Origin of the sequence: Testudinibacter crocodili (genome assembly GCF_006228025.1) — a bacterium.
Taxonomy (GTDB): domain Bacteria; phylum Pseudomonadota; class Gammaproteobacteria; order Enterobacterales; family Pasteurellaceae; genus Chelonobacter.
Map to the genome: position 1 here is coordinate 1 of NZ_VDHF01000026.1, position 18355 is coordinate 18355.

The 18355-nt window shown below is 46.0% G+C and carries 15 protein-coding genes; 12 read left to right on the plus strand and 3 right to left on the minus strand.

Features of this window, described 5'->3' with window-relative positions; all coding sequences use genetic code 11:
- Positions 1–332: 332 nt before the first annotated feature.
- Entirely contained in the window at positions 333–1235 is a 903-nt protein-coding gene (locus tag FHQ23_RS02835) for a mechanosensitive ion channel family protein (RefSeq protein WP_139612958.1), read from the minus strand.
- A 187-nt stretch (positions 1236–1422) separates the two neighbouring features.
- Between FHQ23_RS02835 and tehB the strand changes: the two genes are divergently transcribed.
- Positions 1423–2286 (plus strand): SAM-dependent methyltransferase TehB, encoded by an 864-nt coding sequence (gene tehB, locus FHQ23_RS02840; protein WP_139612959.1) that lies wholly within the window; start codon positions 1423–1425, stop codon positions 2284–2286.
- 62 nt (positions 2287–2348) lie between these two features.
- Here the strand turns inward: tehB and pyrD are convergent, their stop codons facing one another.
- Positions 2349–3368 carry a quinone-dependent dihydroorotate dehydrogenase gene (gene pyrD, locus FHQ23_RS02845; RefSeq protein ID WP_139612960.1) on the minus strand — a complete coding sequence of 340 codons (1020 nt, stop codon included), beginning with the start codon at positions 3366–3368 and terminating at the stop codon, positions 2349–2351.
- 71 nt (positions 3369–3439) lie between these two features.
- Entirely contained in the window at positions 3440–6049 is a 2610-nt protein-coding gene (pepN, locus tag FHQ23_RS02850) for an aminopeptidase N (protein ID WP_139612961.1), read from the minus strand.
- A 233-nt stretch (positions 6050–6282) separates the two neighbouring features.
- Here pepN and purE point away from each other — a divergent pair, with 233 nt between their 5' ends.
- The 11 genes from purE (at position 6283) to FHQ23_RS02905 (ending at position 18355) form a co-directional block, all read left to right on the plus strand.
- Positions 6283–6774 carry a 5-(carboxyamino)imidazole ribonucleotide mutase gene (purE, locus tag FHQ23_RS02855; RefSeq protein WP_139612987.1) on the plus strand — a complete coding sequence of 164 codons (492 nt, stop codon included), beginning with the start codon at positions 6283–6285 and terminating at the stop codon, positions 6772–6774.
- A gap of 10 nt (positions 6775–6784) precedes the next feature.
- Complete coding sequence (gene purK, locus FHQ23_RS02860; protein ID WP_139612962.1) at positions 6785–7864, plus strand: 5-(carboxyamino)imidazole ribonucleotide synthase; 1080 nt, start codon at positions 6785–6787, stop codon at positions 7862–7864.
- A gap of 93 nt (positions 7865–7957) precedes the next feature.
- Positions 7958–9148, plus strand: a complete 1191-nt coding sequence (locus tag FHQ23_RS02865; RefSeq protein WP_139612963.1) for an amino acid aminotransferase — start codon at positions 7958–7960, stop codon at positions 9146–9148.
- A 95-nt stretch (positions 9149–9243) separates the two neighbouring features.
- Positions 9244–10074 carry a GIY-YIG nuclease family protein gene (locus FHQ23_RS02870; protein WP_139612964.1) on the plus strand — a complete coding sequence of 277 codons (831 nt, stop codon included), beginning with the start codon at positions 9244–9246 and terminating at the stop codon, positions 10072–10074.
- 208 nt (positions 10075–10282) lie between these two features.
- Entirely contained in the window at positions 10283–10582 is a 300-nt protein-coding gene (locus FHQ23_RS02875) for a helix-turn-helix domain-containing protein (RefSeq protein WP_267963603.1), read from the plus strand.
- Between the two features lie 64 nt (positions 10583–10646).
- Entirely contained in the window at positions 10647–12116 is a 1470-nt protein-coding gene (cls, locus tag FHQ23_RS02880; RefSeq protein WP_139612965.1) for a cardiolipin synthase, read from the plus strand.
- A 114-nt stretch (positions 12117–12230) separates the two neighbouring features.
- Complete coding sequence (locus tag FHQ23_RS02885) at positions 12231–13025, plus strand: ABC transporter ATP-binding protein (RefSeq protein WP_442805411.1); 795 nt, start codon at positions 12231–12233, stop codon at positions 13023–13025.
- A gap of 12 nt (positions 13026–13037) precedes the next feature.
- On the plus strand, positions 13038–13925 hold the full coding sequence (locus FHQ23_RS02890; protein WP_267963604.1) for an iron-siderophore ABC transporter substrate-binding protein: 888 nt from the start codon (positions 13038–13040) through the stop codon (positions 13923–13925).
- Positions 13919–15883 carry a Fe(3+)-hydroxamate ABC transporter permease FhuB gene (fhuB, locus tag FHQ23_RS02895; protein WP_139612966.1) on the plus strand — a complete coding sequence of 655 codons (1965 nt, stop codon included), beginning with the start codon at positions 13919–13921 and terminating at the stop codon, positions 15881–15883. The genes FHQ23_RS02890 and fhuB overlap by 7 nt, the downstream gene beginning before the upstream one ends.
- 38 nt (positions 15884–15921) lie before the next feature.
- Positions 15922–17997 carry a TonB-dependent siderophore receptor gene (locus FHQ23_RS02900; RefSeq protein WP_139612967.1) on the plus strand — a complete coding sequence of 692 codons (2076 nt, stop codon included), beginning with the start codon at positions 15922–15924 and terminating at the stop codon, positions 17995–17997.
- A gap of 118 nt (positions 17998–18115) precedes the next feature.
- Positions 18116–18355 carry an antitoxin gene (locus FHQ23_RS02905; RefSeq protein WP_139610523.1) on the plus strand — a complete coding sequence of 80 codons (240 nt, stop codon included), beginning with the start codon at positions 18116–18118 and terminating at the stop codon, positions 18353–18355.

Consider the following 18355-nt stretch of genomic DNA (forward strand, 5'->3'; position numbering starts at 1 on the left):
AAGTTATTAGGGTCTGTTGATCTTTGTTTATAATTTGAGCTATAGACTCTTTTTCTCCAATACAAGGCAAAAGTTGTGAAGTTTAGTCATTCTAAACGAACAGCTTTTAACGCCGCTGTAGTAGCGAAAAGTAATGGCGAAAAACAGTCATAGTCCTGCGGATTGTGTTTAAAATGAGCACACTCGTCGTTGTAATCCTCATCAATAGTCCCACTATTGATTTCGGCTTACGCCTAGATTGTGCTCATTTTAAACGACAACTCAAAATATAAACAAAGATCAACAGACCCTAAGTGCGGTTCAACACCGCACTTGATTTTTGGTTACTATAATTAATTGGTTTTTTTCTCAATCCCGACCACTAAATCCTGATCCAGATGTACGTTTAGCTGGTTAAACGGAATTGCAATACCCGCTCTATCGAACTCCAACTTCACTTTTTCGGTAATCGCAAAATAGACACCCCAATAATCGGCGGTTCTTGCCCATGGACGCACAAACAACTGCACGCTGTTTGATGCCAGTGAACCTACCACAATCGTCGGTTCCGGATTTTGCAGTACGCGGGATTCTTGCGCCAAACAGTCGGCAATAATCTGTTTCGCGGCGGTGATGTCACTGCTGTAATCGATATCGAAGATAAAATCAACTCGACGGGTTTCGTTGGTTGAATAGTTGGTGATACTGTCACCAAACACTTTGCCGTTCGGCACCAACACCGTTTTGTTATCGCCGGTTCGCAGTTCCACCACCAATAAACCGATTTGATTCACCACACCGGCAACACCGCCAGCTTCAATATAATCCCCCTTACGAAATGGTTTAAACACCAAAATCATCACCCCAGCAGCGAAATTTTGCAGTGAATTTTGCAACGCTAGCCCGATGGCCAAACCGGCAGCACCAATTAAAGCAACCAAAGAACTAGTGTTAATGCCCAGCTGCGACAATGCTGCAATCACTACGATCAACAAAAACAGAAAATAACTGATCGAGCCGACAAATCCTTGCAACATCTCGTCTTTACTGGAGCGCAGTACTGCTTTGCCCAGCAGACCACTCAAAAAGCGCGCCACCGATTTACCGATAAAATAAATTGCAATTGCCAATAAGATTTTGGTGCCGTAGGGGATAATCCATTGGTTTAACACGGTATTAAAATCCAATTGCTGAATCTGCTTCAGCACTTCCACGGTTTGTGCCTGAAGATCAACGGTTGTGGTTTCTGCTGCCATAAAAACTCCTTTTGTAGAATAAATGTGTGTTGGATAAATAAATCGACGAATTCTAACATTATGCTAAATTGATGAACAGCATAGCATTAAACTTGACTAAACTTGTCGGAAATAATTGCCAGCCGTGCAATTTTTCTTTAGAATCCAATTAAACAACATTTTAAATATATCTTAAGGATCGCAATTTATGCACACAAAACTTATCGCTTACAAAAAAATGCCGGTTTGGACCACAGATACCCTGCCGCAAATGTTCCGAGAAATGCACAATACCAAAGTCGGCACTTGGGCAAAAGTGACAATTCTTGCCGGATCATTGCAATATGTTGAACTGGACGAATCCGGCAATGTGACGGCGACCCATGTATTTGATGTCGAAAATCAAGCGCCGTTTGTCGAGCCGCAACAGTGGCATCGGGTTGCGCCACTTTCCGATGACTTGCAATGCTATCTGGAGTTTTATTGCCTACCGCAAGACTACGCCGCCAAAAAATACAATATGACGCAAACCCACTCCGAAGTGATCAACGCAGTCAAGCAGATTGCGCCGTGTAAAACGCTGGATTTAGGCTGCGGACAAGGGCGGAATTCACTGTTCTTAGGGGTGCAAGGCTTTGAGGTGGACGCTTGGGATCATAACCCAAACAGCATTGAATTTTTGCACTCGCTCATCGAAAAAGAAAAATGCGACAACATCAAAACCGCACTTTACGACATTAACCAAGCAGCAATTCAAGATAACTACGATTTTATTCTTTCAACCGTGGTGCTAATGTTCCTGCAGCGAGATAGAATTCCAGCAATTATCGCCAACATGCAGCAACACACCAATCCAGGCGGTTATAACCTGATTGTTGCCGCAATGTCCACCGAGGATATGCCTTGCCCGATGCCGTTCTCTTTCACCTTTGCTGAAAACGAATTGAAAAATTACTACCAAGACTGGGAGTTGATCAAATACACCGAAGCACCAGGCGAACTACACAAAACCGACGCCGACGGCAACCGGATCAAACTGAAGTTTGTCACGATGTTGGCGAAGAAAGTTTAACGCATAAACAAAATTGGGTTCGCAACAAAATACGAACCCAATTTTTTCACACTTTAATGATTTTACTTAATCCCTTCCACCAACGATTTGACCAAGTGCGGTCCGTGATAGATCAAACCGGAATACAGTTGCAGCAATTCAGCACCGGCAATGATTTTTTCCTGTCCGCTTGCCACGGAATCAATGCCACCGCTGCCGATAATCGGAATTTCACCTTGCAACTCCTGATATAGACGAGAAATAATTTGAGTGCTTAATGCCTGTAGCGGTTTGCCGCTTAAACCGCCCTGTTGCTCAGCATTGGCAACACCCTGTACACTATCACGCGAAATCGTGGTGTTGGTGGCAATCACGCCATCCATTTTATGCCGACGCAACGTGTCAGCGATCTGCACCAGCTCTTCTTCGGTTTGATCCGGCGCAATTTTGACCGCAATCGGCACATATTTATTATAATAATCCGCCAGCTCTTTCTGTCGCAGTTTAATACCTTGCAATAAATCGTCCAGCGCTTCGCCGTATTGTAACTGACGCAACCCCGGCGAATTCGGTGATGAGATATTGATCGTAATATAACCGGCATGGTTATACACTTTGTTCAGGCAATAAATATAATCGCCTTTGCCGTTTTCGACCGAAGTGGTGCTGTTTTTGCCGATATTGATCCCAATCACGCCGTCATAGTTCGCTTTTTTAACGTTTTCAACCAGATAATCCACGCCACGATTATTAAAACCGTTACGGTTGATAATCCCTTCAGCCTCTAATAAACGAAACTGGCGCGGCTTCGGATTGCCATCTTGTGCCAACGGTGTCACTGTGCCGACTTCAATAAAACCGAAACCCAGCGCAGCGAAACCGTCAATTGCATCACCATTTTTATCCGCACCGGCAGCTAAGCCGATCGGATTTTTAAAGCGAATCCCCATACAGGTTTTCGACGTACCCTGCGGACATCGAAGTGTGGTCTGTAGCAAGTATTTTGCCGGAGTTTTACCGATCATGCCCAGTGTTTTCAAGGTAACATTATGTGCCTGCTCGGCATCCAGTGAAAACAAGCCTTTTTTGATGAAAGAATACATATTATCCAGCCTCTATTTTAATTAAGCACAATTTTAAAGCACAGTTTTTAACCGAAAACATAACAAAACCGTTACTCTAACGCTTTTTCGATTTTTTCAAACAGATCCTTCGACAAATTTTCAATTTTTGCCAAGCGTTCCAAGCCACGTTTCATCAGGGTTTGGCGTTGCGCATCGTAGCGTCCCAATCGAATCAGTGGCTCAATTAAGCGCGAAGCGATTTGCGGATTACTGCGGTTTAATTTTATCAGCACCTCAACCAAAAAGCGGTAGCCTGAGCCATCAATCGCATGGAAAGCATTCGGGTTTTGGTTGGCAAAACTGCCCACCAACGCCCGCAATCGGTTGGGATTGTTGAATTTGAAACTTGAGTGATCCATTAATTTCATTACATTTTGCAGCACATCTTCGTCCGGACGTGTGGCTTGCAACGCGAACCATTTGTCCATCACCAAGCCGTCATGCGCCCATTTGTGTTCAAAATCCGTCAATAAATTATCGCGGCACGGTAGTGCAGCGCTGCTCGCTGCCGCCAGTGCGGCAAGTGTGTCGGTCATATTGTTAGCATGCAGATAATGCGTATTAACCAACGCATTACCAAATTCCGTCACCGCCAAATAACTTAAGCAAACATTGCGCAGGCTGCGTAAGGCAATGTCCTGCCGTTCAATGCGATATTCAGGCAGGTCGATCCGATGATAAATTTTCAACAATGACGCTTTCAAATATTCGGCGATACTCTTCTGCAAGAATTTACGTACCTGATGGATACCACTAGGGTCGATCACTTTAAACTGCTCGGCAAATTCGGTCTCTTTCGGCAAGGTCAACATCAATGCTGTCAATTCCACATCTTGTTGATATTGCTCTAAAATGGACTGGAAAGTATCCAGCAATAGCGGACTAATTTGCATCGCCTCCCCGTTTTGTTGGCGTTGCAGATTTTGACGCAATTCATTCGACAGCAGCATTTGTGCGGCGTCCCAACGGATAAAATCATTTTTAGCATGGCGCAGCAAAAGCAGCAGCTGTTGATCCGTATAAGCATAATCCAGTTTTACCGGTGCTGAAAAATCACACAACAGTGCTGGAGTAGGCCGCACGTAAATATGATGGAATTCAAAGGTTTGGTGATGTTGCACAATATCCAACACATTACTAACCAAGCCGTTTTCGCTTTGCAGCTCCTGCGGTTTGCCTTGTGGATCATATAACTCAATTTTCAACGGAATATGCAGGTTAATTTTATCCAATTGATCGTGGGTTGGCGCCGTCAGTTGCGACACATGCAAACGATAAACATGGTTACGTTCGTCATACTCGTCGCTGATCGTCAATTCCGGCGTACCGGATTGGCTGTACCAACGGCGGAATAGCGTTAAATCCACGCCGGATGCACGCTCCATTGCCGACACAAAATCTTCGCAGGTCGCTGCTTTGCCGTCATTTTCGGTAATATACAATTTCATGCCCTGTTGAAACCGCACTTCGCCTAATAACGTGTGCAGCATACGGATCACTTCCGAACCTTTTTCATACACGGTGACAGTATAAAAGTTATTCATTTCAATTACTTTTTCCGGACGAATCGGGTGTGCCATCGGGCCGGCATCTTCAGCGAATTGTACCGTGCGCAGAATTTTGACGTTATTGATCCGCTGCACCGCTCTTGAGCCGGTATCAGAGGAGAATTCTTGATCGCGAAACACGGTCAGCCCCTCTTTTAAGCTGAGCTGGAACCAGTCACGACAAGTCACACGGTTGCCAGTCCAATTGTGGAAATATTCGTGGGCGATCACCGCTTCAACATTATGATAGTCTTCATCGGTTGCGGTTGCTGGATTTGCCAACACAAACTTGGAGTTGAACACATTCAAGCCCTTGTTCTCCATTGCGCCCATATTGAAAAAATCAACCGCCACGATCATGTAAATATCCAAATCATATTCCAGATCAAACCGTTCTTCGTCCCATTTCATTGATTTTTTCAGGCTCTGCATCGCCCAATCGGCGCGATTCAGATTGCCTTTATCCACGTACAGCTCCAACGCTACTTCGCGACCGCTCTTGGTGATAAAACGGTCTTGCAGCAGGTCAAAATCCCCCGCGACCAAGGCAAACAGATAGCTCGGTTTCGGGAATGGATCTTGCCATTCGACCCAATGGCGCCCGTCAAGCATATCGCCGGTGGCGACACGGTTGCCGTTTGACAATAAAAACGGATATTGGGTTTTATCTGCGGTAATCCGCGTGGTATAGCGAGCCAACACATCGGGGCGATCCAGCATATAGGTGATTTGACGAAAGCCCTCTGCTTCGCACTGGGTGCAGAAACCGTCTCCGGATTGATATAAACCTTGCAACGAGGTATTTTCCGCCGGTTTTAAAAGCGTTTCGATTTCCAGCTCAAAATGATCGAGATTTAAGCCGCTGAGATCCAATTGCAGCGATTCTGCATCTTGCTGATAAGTCGTAAACGGCTGTCCGTTTAATTTGATCGAAGCAAACTGAAAACCGTGTCCGTCCAACCGCAGCTGCTGTGCCTCAGAGTTCAAACGCGCAACTTGTGATTTACTGACAACGCGGGTATGTTGGGGATCCAATTGAAAATCAAGAAAAATATCAGTGACAGTATAGTCCGGTTTTTTATAATCTTTTCTGTATTTTGCTTTTGCTGACATCGTCTGCTCCGTAGTATTTATTATGCGTGTTTTAGCCCGTAAGAATAGAATTTTCTCCGTCAAGTTGCAATCGAATCCCCGTTATCCGATTAAAAAAGATAAAATATTTTCTCAAGGTAGCGCACAGGACTTAATTTCTGTTGAAATCATGTTATCCTTACCGCACTTTTCAGCGTAAAACCAACGCCGTTCCATCGCAACTTCAACCGCAAACAGAGGGAATTATCAACTTTATGTCTGCCAAAATCGCCATCGTAATGGGGTCGCAAAGTGATTGGTCAACCATGATCGAAGCCGCCAATGTATTGGATCAACTGCAAGTGCCTTACCATGTGGAAATCGTCTCTGCCCACCGCACGCCAGATAAATTATTCAGTTTTGCCGAACAAGCATCGAGCAACGGTTATCAGGTGATTATCGCCGGTGCCGGCGGTGCTGCACATCTGCCAGGGATGATCGCTGCCAAAACCCTTGTGCCGGTGTTGGGTGTGCCGGTGAAAAGTGCGGTGCTGAGCGGAATCGACAGCCTGTATTCTATCGTGCAAATGCCGAAAGGTATTCCGGTCGGCACCTTGGCAATCGGTGCCGCAGGCGCTGCCAATGCTGGTTTACTGGCGGCGCAGATTTTAGCCAACCACGATACTGCACTGACGCAACGCTTACAGCAATTTCGTGCGCAACAGACCCAAGCGGTGTTAGATAATCCCGATCCCCGTTTACTATAAGGAAAGCGCCATGCAAAAAAGTGCCATTTATCCATCGGTTTATGTGTTAGGCAACGGACAATTGGGACGCATGTTGCGTTATGCTGGCGCCCCATTGGATATTGGGGTGCAGCCGTTAGACTTTGCCGCTCCCCTTTTTGAAATTGAACCTGACGCAATCATCACTGCTGAAATCGAGCGTTGGCAAATCACGCCACTCACCACCGCACTGGCTTCCCATCCGAATTTTATCAACCGCAATGTCTTTGGCTTATTGGCTGATCGCTATTCACAAAAATCGTTGTTAGACGAGCTCAATTTACCAACCTCACCATGGCAACCGCTAAATTCTGCCGAACAATGGGGGCAAATATTTCAGCAAGTCGGCGAAAAAGTGGTGGTGAAACGCCGCAGCGGCGGCTATGACGGACGTGGACAATGGATTGTGACTGCCGATAACCGTGATCTGATCACTGATGATCTGTTCGGCGAGGTAATCGCCGAAGCCTTTATTCCGTTTGATTATGAGGTCTCGCTGGTCGGCGCCCGTTTCAGCGACAGCACAACCCGCTTCTACCCTGTCACCCACAACTTGCAACAAAACGGTATTCTGCGCTACAGCGTACAACTTGGTGTTGACCGCACTTTGCAGGCACAAGCCGAAGCCATGCTCAGCGCTATCATGCACAAACTGGACTATATCGGCGTGATGGCGATGGAGTGTTTTGTGATCGGCGACAAACTGCTGATTAACGAACTAGCGCCTCGGGTTCACAACAGCGGACACTGGACACAACTGGGGTGTTCGGTCAGCCAATTTGAATTGCATCTGCGTGCGCTGCTCAACCTGCCGACACCGCAGTTGGAGATTTTTATGCCGAGTGTAATGGTGAATTTAATCGGCACGGAACATCATCCGCAATGGCTGAACCTGCCGTTTAGCCAACTGCATTGGTACGGCAAAGAAGTGCGGTCGGGGCGCAAAGTCGGGCATATCAACCTCTCACACCCGAACAAAAACGTGTTAGTTGAAAATCTGCGCCGATTGGAAGATTTACTGCCTGAGGATTACCATTCCGGCTTGGCATGGGCAATAAGCAAATTAAGCTGATTTTTAGTTTTTAAGATTGTTATCTGCATTAAAAATCAGTATAAATAAAGACTTCATTTTATAATAACATTCACAACATCAAAGGAACTCACTATGTTTGAAAAAATCCAAGCCGCTCCCGCCGATCCAATTTTAGGGCTAGGCGAAGCGTTTAAATCCGAAACCCGTGCCAACAAAATCAACTTGGGTATCGGCGTATACAAAGATGCCAACGGCCTAACGCCCATCGTAAAAGCGGTGAAAGCGGCAGAAAAACGCCTTTTGGAAAGTGAAAACAGCAAAAATTACCTGACGATTGATGGCGTTGCCGCCTATAACCAATTCACCCAAGCCTTGTTATTCGGCGAAAACAGTGAAATCGTCAATAGCAAACGAGCCAAAACCGCACAAAGCCTGGGCGGAACCGGCGCATTGCGTGTCGCGGCAGAATTTATCAAACGCCAAACCAATGCGCAAAACGTCTGGATCAGCGCCCCGACTTGGCCAAACCACAATGCGATCTTCAACGCCGTCGGCATCACCATCCGCAACTACCGTTACTATAATGAAGAAACCCGTGCTCTAGATTGGGACAACATGATCGCCGATCTCAGCAACGCCAGCGAAGGCGATGTGGTGTTGTTGCACGGCTGCTGCCACAACCCGACCGGAATCGACCCGACTCCGACGCAATGGCAACAATTAGCCGAAATGTCGCTGAAAAACGGTTGGTTGCCGCTGTTTGACTTCGCCTATCAAGGTTTAGCCAACGGTTTGGACGAAGATGCACAAGGCTTGCGTGCCTTTGCCGCTAATCATAAAGAATTACTGGTCGCCAGCTCGTTCTCGAAAAACTTCGGTTTATACAATGAACGGGTCGGTGCATTTACGCTGGTAGCTGCCGATCAAGCCACTGCCGAAACTGCATTCAGCCAAGTGAAATCGATTATCCGCACCCTGTATTCCAACCCATCTTCGCATGGTGCAAGTGCGGTAGCTCTGGTATTGGGCGATGCAGAACTGAAAGCCGACTGGATTGCCGAACTGGCAGAAATGCGCCAACGCATTAAAACCATGCGCCAAAAATTCGTTGATCTGTTGAAGGAATACGGCGCTGAGCAAGATTTCTCTTTCATCATCGAACAAAACGGCATGTTCTCATTCAGCGGCCTCAGCCCGGAACAAGTGGATCGCCTGAAAGACGAATTCGCTATTTACGCCGTGCGCTCCGGTCGCATCAACGTCGCCGGTATCACCGAAGACAATATTCATTATCTGTGTGAAAGTATTGTTAAAGTGCTATAAAAAATAGCGGCATTACAAACATAAGCAGATTACAGTCATGTAATCTGCTTTTTTGTAACCAAAACACATATATTACTATCTTTGAGTTTAAATTCATGCAATCTATAAAAAAGCAAGGCTATATCTACATTTTATCCTCAAAAAATTCCGATTGTATAAAAATTGGGGGAACTGCTTACCCACCAATAAAACGAATAAAAGAAATTAATAATACCGAACCCTATAGGGGTTTAGGGGCATGGCATTTAATTGATTTTCGCCATGTTTCAGATTGGAGAACTGTCGAGCACGCCTTACATTACACTTTTCGACATAAATTAAATACTCAAATGATTAAGCAGAAAGAATTATTTTATATATCAGAAAAGGAGGCGCGCAATATTCTAAATAACCTAGATGAAAGCTATATTCTATATAAGCCAAAAGTTGATAGAATGTTTACTGATGAGCTTTTCTACAAATATTTACAAGAGTTATTTGCCATATCTGGTTTAAAGTATTTTTTAGATTACCAAGGCATGTGGGCACTGACATTATTTCCATCTACCAATGCAGGGCGTTATTTTACTCTCAGCATTGGTTCTCATGAAGTGGGATATAGTACATTAAGCAGAAAAAATGCACCGTCTACACATATGATTTTAGTAGATCAGCTTATTTTAGACTTCCCTGAAGTCTTACTATGGCTAAAAAACTATAATGGCATAGTTGATAAAAGTTACTATAAAACTGCATTACCTAGAGCTGTAACCGTTTCTTTTGAAGGTGATTTTAGTACAACTTTAGAATTTTTAAAGCTTAGAGGTGTTCGAAGAGCATTAGTCGCTTATTGGTACGATGCACTATTTGAGCTAAAACACGGAGAAAAATTAAGCCCTTACGCTCGTTTTCATAACTATAATGCAGTTGCCAAATTGAATATTTAACCCCACAGATAGCGCAAGTTTGTAACTTGTACTGAAAAAATAGTAACAATACTTAGATTTTGCTAGTCAATCAAAGGTAAAAAGGCACAAGTTGCAAACTTGCGCCATAAGGGGAAGGATATTGTGCAGAAGAAAACCCAAAAAACCCCGAAGAAGACTCTTGAATTAGCCTACAACAGAATGGATAAATTACAAAAGGAGCTGAAAAATGAGCAAAGATCCTGAACTTGAATTAGTATCGCTTGCCGATGTAAAAAAAACATTGATGAAAGATCCTGAATTTGCGGCTGAATATGATGTACTTGAAGAGCGGCGTAAATTAGTTGCAATGCTGAAAGCCGCACGGCTTGAATTGAGACTGACTCAATCCGATATTGCTGAAAAATCAGGTATTAATGTCAAGAATATTAGTCGGTTAGAACGAGGCATCGTTTCACCAACCTTGACTACACTTTCACGTTATGCGCATGCACTTGGCGGTAGTTTAACCTTTCAGCTGCAACAATAAAATCGGGGATTTCGCCTTTTTCAATATTTATCTGGTTGTGTCATCATCTAATTTTGGAGCCGCTATGTTGTTATTGACCTTGCATATCTGTCTAGTTGTTGTCTTTTCAATCCGAATCTTGCTGCGCGATGATCTGGAAGCAACAAGTCGTTTGGCGTGGTTTGTCATTTTAATTATTTTTCCTTATTTCGGCGCCGGGCTATATTGGTTGTTTGGGGAGAACAATATCGGTCAAGCCATCAGCAAAAAATACCATGCGATCTTTGCCGAAATGCGGCTTAATTTTCCGCAACTCATTAGTACAAGACAACAAAACGAGTCGCAAATTGATCTGCCTTATCGGGCGGCTTTCGCGTATGCCGCCTCAATTAACGGTTTCCATACGCTGCCCAACAACCGTGCCGAACTGATGCCCAATGCTGACCAAGCTAGAGCACGGCTGCTCAACGATGTCGAACAGGCACAACACAATATTGATATTTTATATTACATCTGGTTGGCCGATCACACCGGTATCAATCTTGCCAATGCCTTGATTCGTGCCGCAAAGCGTGGCGTAACCTGTCGGGTGATGGTGGATGGTTTGGGATCACGGCAATTTGTTCGCTCCAGCTATTGGCAACAAATGCAAGCTGCCGGCGTGCAACTGGCAATCTCTTTTCCGATTGACCACCCGCTTAAAACCATCATCACTGGTCGTTTAGACTTGCGTAACCACCGCAAAATCACCTTAATTGATAACAAAATAGTCTATTGCGGCAGCCAAAACTGTGCTGATCCGGAATTTAGAGTCAAAGCCCGTTTTGCCCCTTGGGTCGATATTTTGCTGCGTTTTGAAGGTGCAGTAGCACAACAAATGCAGATTTTATTTACTAGCGACTGGCTCGTGGCGACCGGCAAAACCGCACTTGACGAGCTACCAAGCGGTAAAGACAGCATAAGCGATAAAGACAGTATAGTTGAGCAAATTTCAACGAATACATCAGGCTTTGCGGCGCAAGTGGTCGGCGATGGTCCGACCGAACGTAAAGATTCCTGCCCACAATTATTCGTCACTCTATTTCACAGTGCTCAACATGAGATCACCTTGTCAACGCCATATTTTGTGCCGGATCACACCACCATTGAAGCCATTTGTGCCGCTGCTTGGCGTGGCGTGAAAGTCAGTTTAATTTTTCCGCAACGTAACGACTCTTGGGTGGTTTCAGCTGCCAGTCGCAGCCACTACCGTCGATTACTACAAGCCGGTATAGCGATTTATGAATTCAAAAACGGGTTACTGCACGCCAAAACGCTCACCATTGACGGCAAAATCAGTTATATCGGCTCTACCAATTTGGATCTGCGCAGCTTTAATTTAAATTATGAAAATAATATTCTTTTGCAAGACAACGAACTCACCGCAGCCATTTACCAACGTCAGCAAGATTATACCGCCCAGTCTATTGCCATCACCCAACAACAGGTTGGACAATGGTCTGTGTTACGCCGTATTTGGCAAAATATTGTCGCCACCATCGAGCCAATTTTATAATCCATCACAATCTCCTTCACTTCAAAAAGCGTAAAAATTTTGTCAGTCATACATTGAAAGAGGAATAGTTTTCAATTAGAATTGCGACTTTGACCTTCGTGATGGAAAAAGATCGTGTTTAAACTGGAGCAAGTCGCTTATTGTATTCCAAGCATTGATACGCCAAGCCAAAAGCGTGGTTACCGCACTTTATTGCAACCGACGGACTTAACCTTTGAAATCGGCAAGGTTTATGGTTTGATCGGTCATAATGGCTCCGGCAAGTCGACTTTGATTAAACTGCTCGCCAATCAACAAGCTTGTAGTAGCGGAAAACTACTGCTGCAAGATCGCGAAATCAGCCGTTGGGGAAGCCGTGAATTTGCGCGAGCAGTTGCCTATCTGCCGCAACAGCTACCTACCGCCGCCAATTTGACCGCTCGAGAACTGATTCAAATGGGGCGCTATGCTTGGAACGGCTTATTCGGGCGCAATAAACAGAAAGATCACGACGCCGTTGAAAGCGCCTTAAATCTGACCCACACCGAAGCTTTTGCCGATCAATTGGTGGAAACCCTTTCGGGTGGGGAACGTTCCCGCATTTGGTTGGCAATGCTCTTGGCGCAACAAAGTCGCTTTCTGCTGTTAGACGAACCGCTCGCCGCACTGGATATTGCCCATCAGGTGGAAGTAATGCAGCTTATTCAACAACTGGCACGTCAATTGAATATCGGGGTGGTGATTGTGATTCACGATGTCAATCTTGCAGCACGCTTTTGTGACCACCTGATTGCCCTGCACAGTGGCAAATTGTTAATGCAAGGTGCACCGCAAACTGTGATGACTCAAACTAATTTGCAGGCGATCTACGGCATCGGCTTAAACGTCATTCGCCATCCGGTTTCTGCTGTGCCGGTCGCCTTTTTCTAAGCGGAGATTGGAATGAAAAAATCTGCGCTGTTGCGCCTGTCACTTGCGCTACTGATGTTGTGCAGTTACCGCACTTTTGCCCAAGTTAACTCGCCCGATTTGAAGGTAGCGACCCTTGACTGGACCGTGGCAGAAACGTTATTGGCACTTGGACAGCCACCAATCGCTGTCGGCGATGCTGAGAGCTACCGCACTTGGGTTTCGGTGCCGGAGCTGCCGCCACATACGCTGGATTTAGGCACACGATTGCAACCCAATCAAGAACTGTTAGCCAAATTACAACCGGATCGGTTTATCAACAGTGCAATGTTCAGCAACTTAACACCGATTTTGCAACATGCTGACCGGCGGCAGCAAGTAGACGAAGTCAATTTCTATCGTGAAGGGGAAATTTGGCAAAATCAGCTGGCAGCCACCCGTGAATTGGCAAAATTGATCGCTAAGCCGCAGCGTGCAGAAAGCTTGATTCAGCAGACAGAACAACTTTTTGCGCAACTCAAAACCCAATTAACGTCTTACCAAAACCGCACTTTGCTGTTGGTACAGTTTATTGATAGCCGCCATTTGCGGGTATATGGCGAAAACAGCCTATTTGGTGCTGCGATTCGGCAAATGGGATTTCATAACGCTTGGACAGCGCCGGTTACGCTGTGGGGCTCAACCAATATCGGCATCAACCAGCTAGCTGAATTTAAAGATAATCCGCGCTTAATCGTGATTAAACCCTATCCGGTTAATGTGCCGACCGCACTTGAACACAACACCCTTTGGCAGCATCTGCCACTATCGAAAGATCCGATCGTGTTGCCCGCCATTTGGACTTTTGGCGCACTGCCGTCAGCACAACGTTTCGCACTGGCATTAGCCGACGCTTTGCAACAGGGAGGTGAACCATGGTAAGCCGTCCGCTGCTGCTGAATATCACATTACTGTTACTCACTATTTTGCTCGGCGGCTGGCTATTAAAGCTGCAACTGCCGCAGCCAGGATCATGGACAGAATTGTTACAGCACAATAGCTCGTCGCTCGATCTGCTATTGGTACAAAATTATACTCTGCCACGGATCGCGATCGCACTATTAGCCGGCACCGCACTTGGCTTGGCAAGCCTGTTGTTGCAGCAGGTCGTCAATAACCCGCTTGCCTCCGACAACACTTTGGCAGTCAGCAGTGGTGCTCAATTCCTACTGTTTAGTTGTACCCTGTTCTTTCCGTCGATTTTACATTTCGGCAGCACACTTATTGCCTTTTTAGGCGCACTCGCGGCACTGGCACTGGTTTTTTTATTGGCATGGCGCAAAAATTTATCGCCACTGATTATGATCCTCGCCGGTTTAGTGGTGAATCTATATTTAGGCTCGCTCTCTGCCACCTTAATGTTGTTCTACCCGGAAGAATCACGCGGCTTGATGATCTGGGGTGCAGGCTCACTGCTGCAAGAGAGCTGGCTCGACAGCATTCAACTATTTTGGTTATTGATTCCGGCGCTAGTAATGTTAGCCATGCTACAGCGTCCGCTTGCCATTCTTGCCTTAAATGACAGTAATGCCAAAAGTCTCGGCGTACCGGTACAGTGGATTCGTTTTATCGGCTTGCTGCTCTCTGCTTATTTGGTTGCAATTGTGATCAGCCGTGTCGGTATGCTGGGTTTTATCGGTTTAGCTGCCACCACCATCAGCCGCCAACTGGGCATTCGCACGTTCAGAGGACAGTTGTTGCAAAGTGCCTATTTATCCGCTGTTTTATTGCTGATTACCGATTTAGGATTGCAGCTCATCAGCCAATATTACCAAATTCAACTCCCGACCGGTGCAGTCACCGCCGTATTGGGCACGCCGTTACTCTTATGGCTGATGTTTAAAAACCTGCCGCACAGCGGGCGGCTGCAATCTTCTACTGATTTCCTGAGCATCAATAAAATGATGACACACCGCACTTGGTTAGCGTTAAGCCTACTATTTATTTTAACCGCACTTTTCGCTCTGTTCATCGGCAACAGTGCCGACGGCTGGACGTTCAGTGCATTGAACGACACGGTGCTAGAACTTCGTTATCCACGCCTGTTGTATGCTCTCGCCGCCGGAATAATGTTGTCGTTCGCCGGTGTATTATTGCAACGCCTGAGTTTCAACCCGATGGCAAGCCCTGAACTGCTAGGGATCACCTCCGGCGTCAGTTTCGGAGTGCTGCTGGTCATTTTTGGTTTCAGTCAACTGACCCAGCAGAACCTGTGGATCGCCGGTATCTGTGGGGCATTGGTGGTGTTGTTGATTGTGATGATGATCAACGGACGCAGCGGCATGTTGCCGGAACGCATTTTGCTGACAGGGATCAGCCTTGCTGCACTGTTTGATGCGGTACAGCGCATCTTGCTTGCCAGTGGCGACTTCCGCATCCAACAGTTGTTGAGCTGGACCAGCGGCTCTACCTACTATGCCGAAAGCGGATTGGCGCTCGGCTTAAGCCTGACCGCACTTTTGCTACTCGCTGTCGGCTTGGTTTTCAGCCGCTGGCTCGATCTGCTCAGCCTGCAAGCCGTGGTGGCAAAAGCGCTTGGCTTGAATATGCAGCAAGCCCGCTGGATCTTTATTTTATTAAGTGCGGTTCTCACCGCTTGCGCCACCTTGGTGGTTGGGCCGCTCAGTTTTATCGGACTGCTGGCACCGCACTTGGCACATTATCTCGGTTTCCACAAACCAAAATCACAAATTCTTGCCGCTGCGCTGATCGGCGCCACGGTGATGATAACTGCCGACTGGCTCGGTCGGCAACTACTGTTTCCATATGAAATTCCTGCCGGACTGGTGGCAACCCTACTCGGCGGCAGTTATTTTCTATTGATTATGCGCCGGGTATAACCACCTGCCGTTTTTTATGAACATTTGAGGACAACTTGATGAAAAACAAAACCTTTCACTATTCTGCGTTGACAACCGCACTTTTGCTCAGCCTGAACCCAGCACTTGCCGAAACCCAAGCCGGTGAAATGTTGGAAGAGATTAATGTAGTGGGCAGCATGAATAAGTTGGATGTACAACCATTCAATCAAGCAAAATCTGCCACCGTTTTGGACAACCAAACCTTAACCGCTCAAGGTATTGAAAAAGCCGATGAAATCGCACGCTACCAAGCCGGTTTTACCAACCAAGTTTTCGGCAGCGATACCAATACCAACTGGTTCCGTGTGCGTGGTACTGAAGCAAGCCAAGCCATCGACGGCATGCCGGCACTATCGCAGGGTTTCTTTACCCCACAAGTAGAGATGTACGGCGTTGAAGGCGTAGAGGTCATCAAAGGCTCTGACTCAATGGCTTTCGGTGCTTCAAATGCTGGCGGCTTGATCAACTACATCACTAAACGCCCAAACAAAGAAAACATCGGTAAAGGTGAAATCAGCACTCACTTCGGTAATAAAAACCAACGTGGTATCGCTGCGGATTATACCGGCAGCTTAAACAGCGATGACAGCTTGCGCTATCGTTTAGTCAGCCGCTACAGCCACGCTGATGGAGAGTGGAATGGCACTTGGTCAGAAAACTATTATATCGCCCCATCACTGGCTTGGGATATTTCCGACAAAACCAATTTAACCGTATTAACGAGCTATTTAAAAACTGTCGGCGTGCCAAGCTCAAACTTCTTACCGCAGGACGGCACGCTGATTCCAACCGCAAAAGGCAGAATCTCCAGCCACGCTAATTTAGGTGATCCAACCCAAGATGACGAAAAAAGCATCAGCAAAAGCGTAGGCTATGAGTTTAACCACGACTTTGGCAACGGCTTGAGCTTCAGCCAAAACTACCGCTATCAAATCATTGATAACCGTCATCGTGGGGCTTATGCCTATCCGTCAGGTTATGATGCAAATTGGAATCCAATTCCATTAGCACAATCCAATTATGAAGTTGCCCGTGCCGTGGTTTATAACAACGGTACTGCAAAAAGCCATAGCGTTGATAACCGCTTGAGCTGGAAATACAGCAATGAGGTGATTAACAACACCTTGGTTGCCGGGATGGATTATCGCAATCAAAAATTTGATTCGCTGTATACCCTGTTTGGCACTCAAGGCATGGTGAATGTGTATGATCCTGCCGCCAGCTACGGCACTGCCGCAACCATCAATGCGCCACGCGTTTTAATCAAATCCCGTCAAAGCGGTTTCTACTTACAAGACAATGCCATTTTATGGGATACCATCGGGCTGAGCGCCGGTGTTCGCCACGATCGCGTGCGTAATAGTGAGCTTGCCAGCGAACAAAATGTGCGTAAAAATCACACATCATATTCCGGCTCGGTGATGTATTTTAATGATCTCGGATTAAATCCTTACTATGCTTATACCGAATCTTTCCGTGTGCCAACAGGTCTGAGCGGCAATGCGACCTTGTACAAACCGAATATCACCAAACAGCATGAAGTGGGTATCAAATATATGCCTGAGTGGGTTGACGGTACGATTTCCGTTGCGTTGTTCCAAGCAAAAGACAAAGGCGCTTTGGTGAATCAAGGAACTGGGGCTACTGTCAGCAGTGCAGACCCAATTAAACGTAAAGGTGTTGAAGTTCAAGCCAACTTGAATGTGACCGAGAAATTGCAAACCTTGTTGGCTTATACCTATGTACGTTCCGTGACAGAAAATGCTAACGGTAGCAAAACCAACACCGCTTTAATCCCTAAACATACGCTATCGACCCGGGTTGCTTATCAATTTAGCGATAAATTAAACGCCGGTGTCGGAATCCGCTATGTCGGCAAAAGCGTCACTGCTAGCGGTTCGCTGTATTCCGGCTATCAAGTGCCGTCATCAACCGTGGTTGACTTATTCGCACGCTATCAGATCACCGAGAACTTGGCTGCACAAGTGAATATCGACAACCTCGGCAACCGTAAATACTTAGCGGGCTGTGACTATTACTGCTACTACGCTGAAGGTATCAGTGCAGTCGGCAATCTGTCTTATAAGTTCTAAACGCTGGTATCATTACCGAAGGCTACCGCGATAGGTAGCCTTTTGATTTCATATATTGTCCTTACAAATAAAATAATAGATACTTTTTGTATCTATATTTTGTAGGGGGAATCATCAAATGACAACAGCTAAATTATTTTGGAGCGGTAATTCACAGGCACTACGATTGCCAAAAGCGTTTCGTTTTCATGGTGATAAAGTTAGTATCAAACGTAAAGGAAACCAAGTCATTCTTGAACCTATCATAACCGATTGGTCGTGGCTAGATCAGCTTGGCGAATTTGACGCCAGTTTAGAAAGTGCGGTTTTAGAAAATAGAAATGCCCTGTTAGAACCCGAACGAGACTGGGATTTTTGA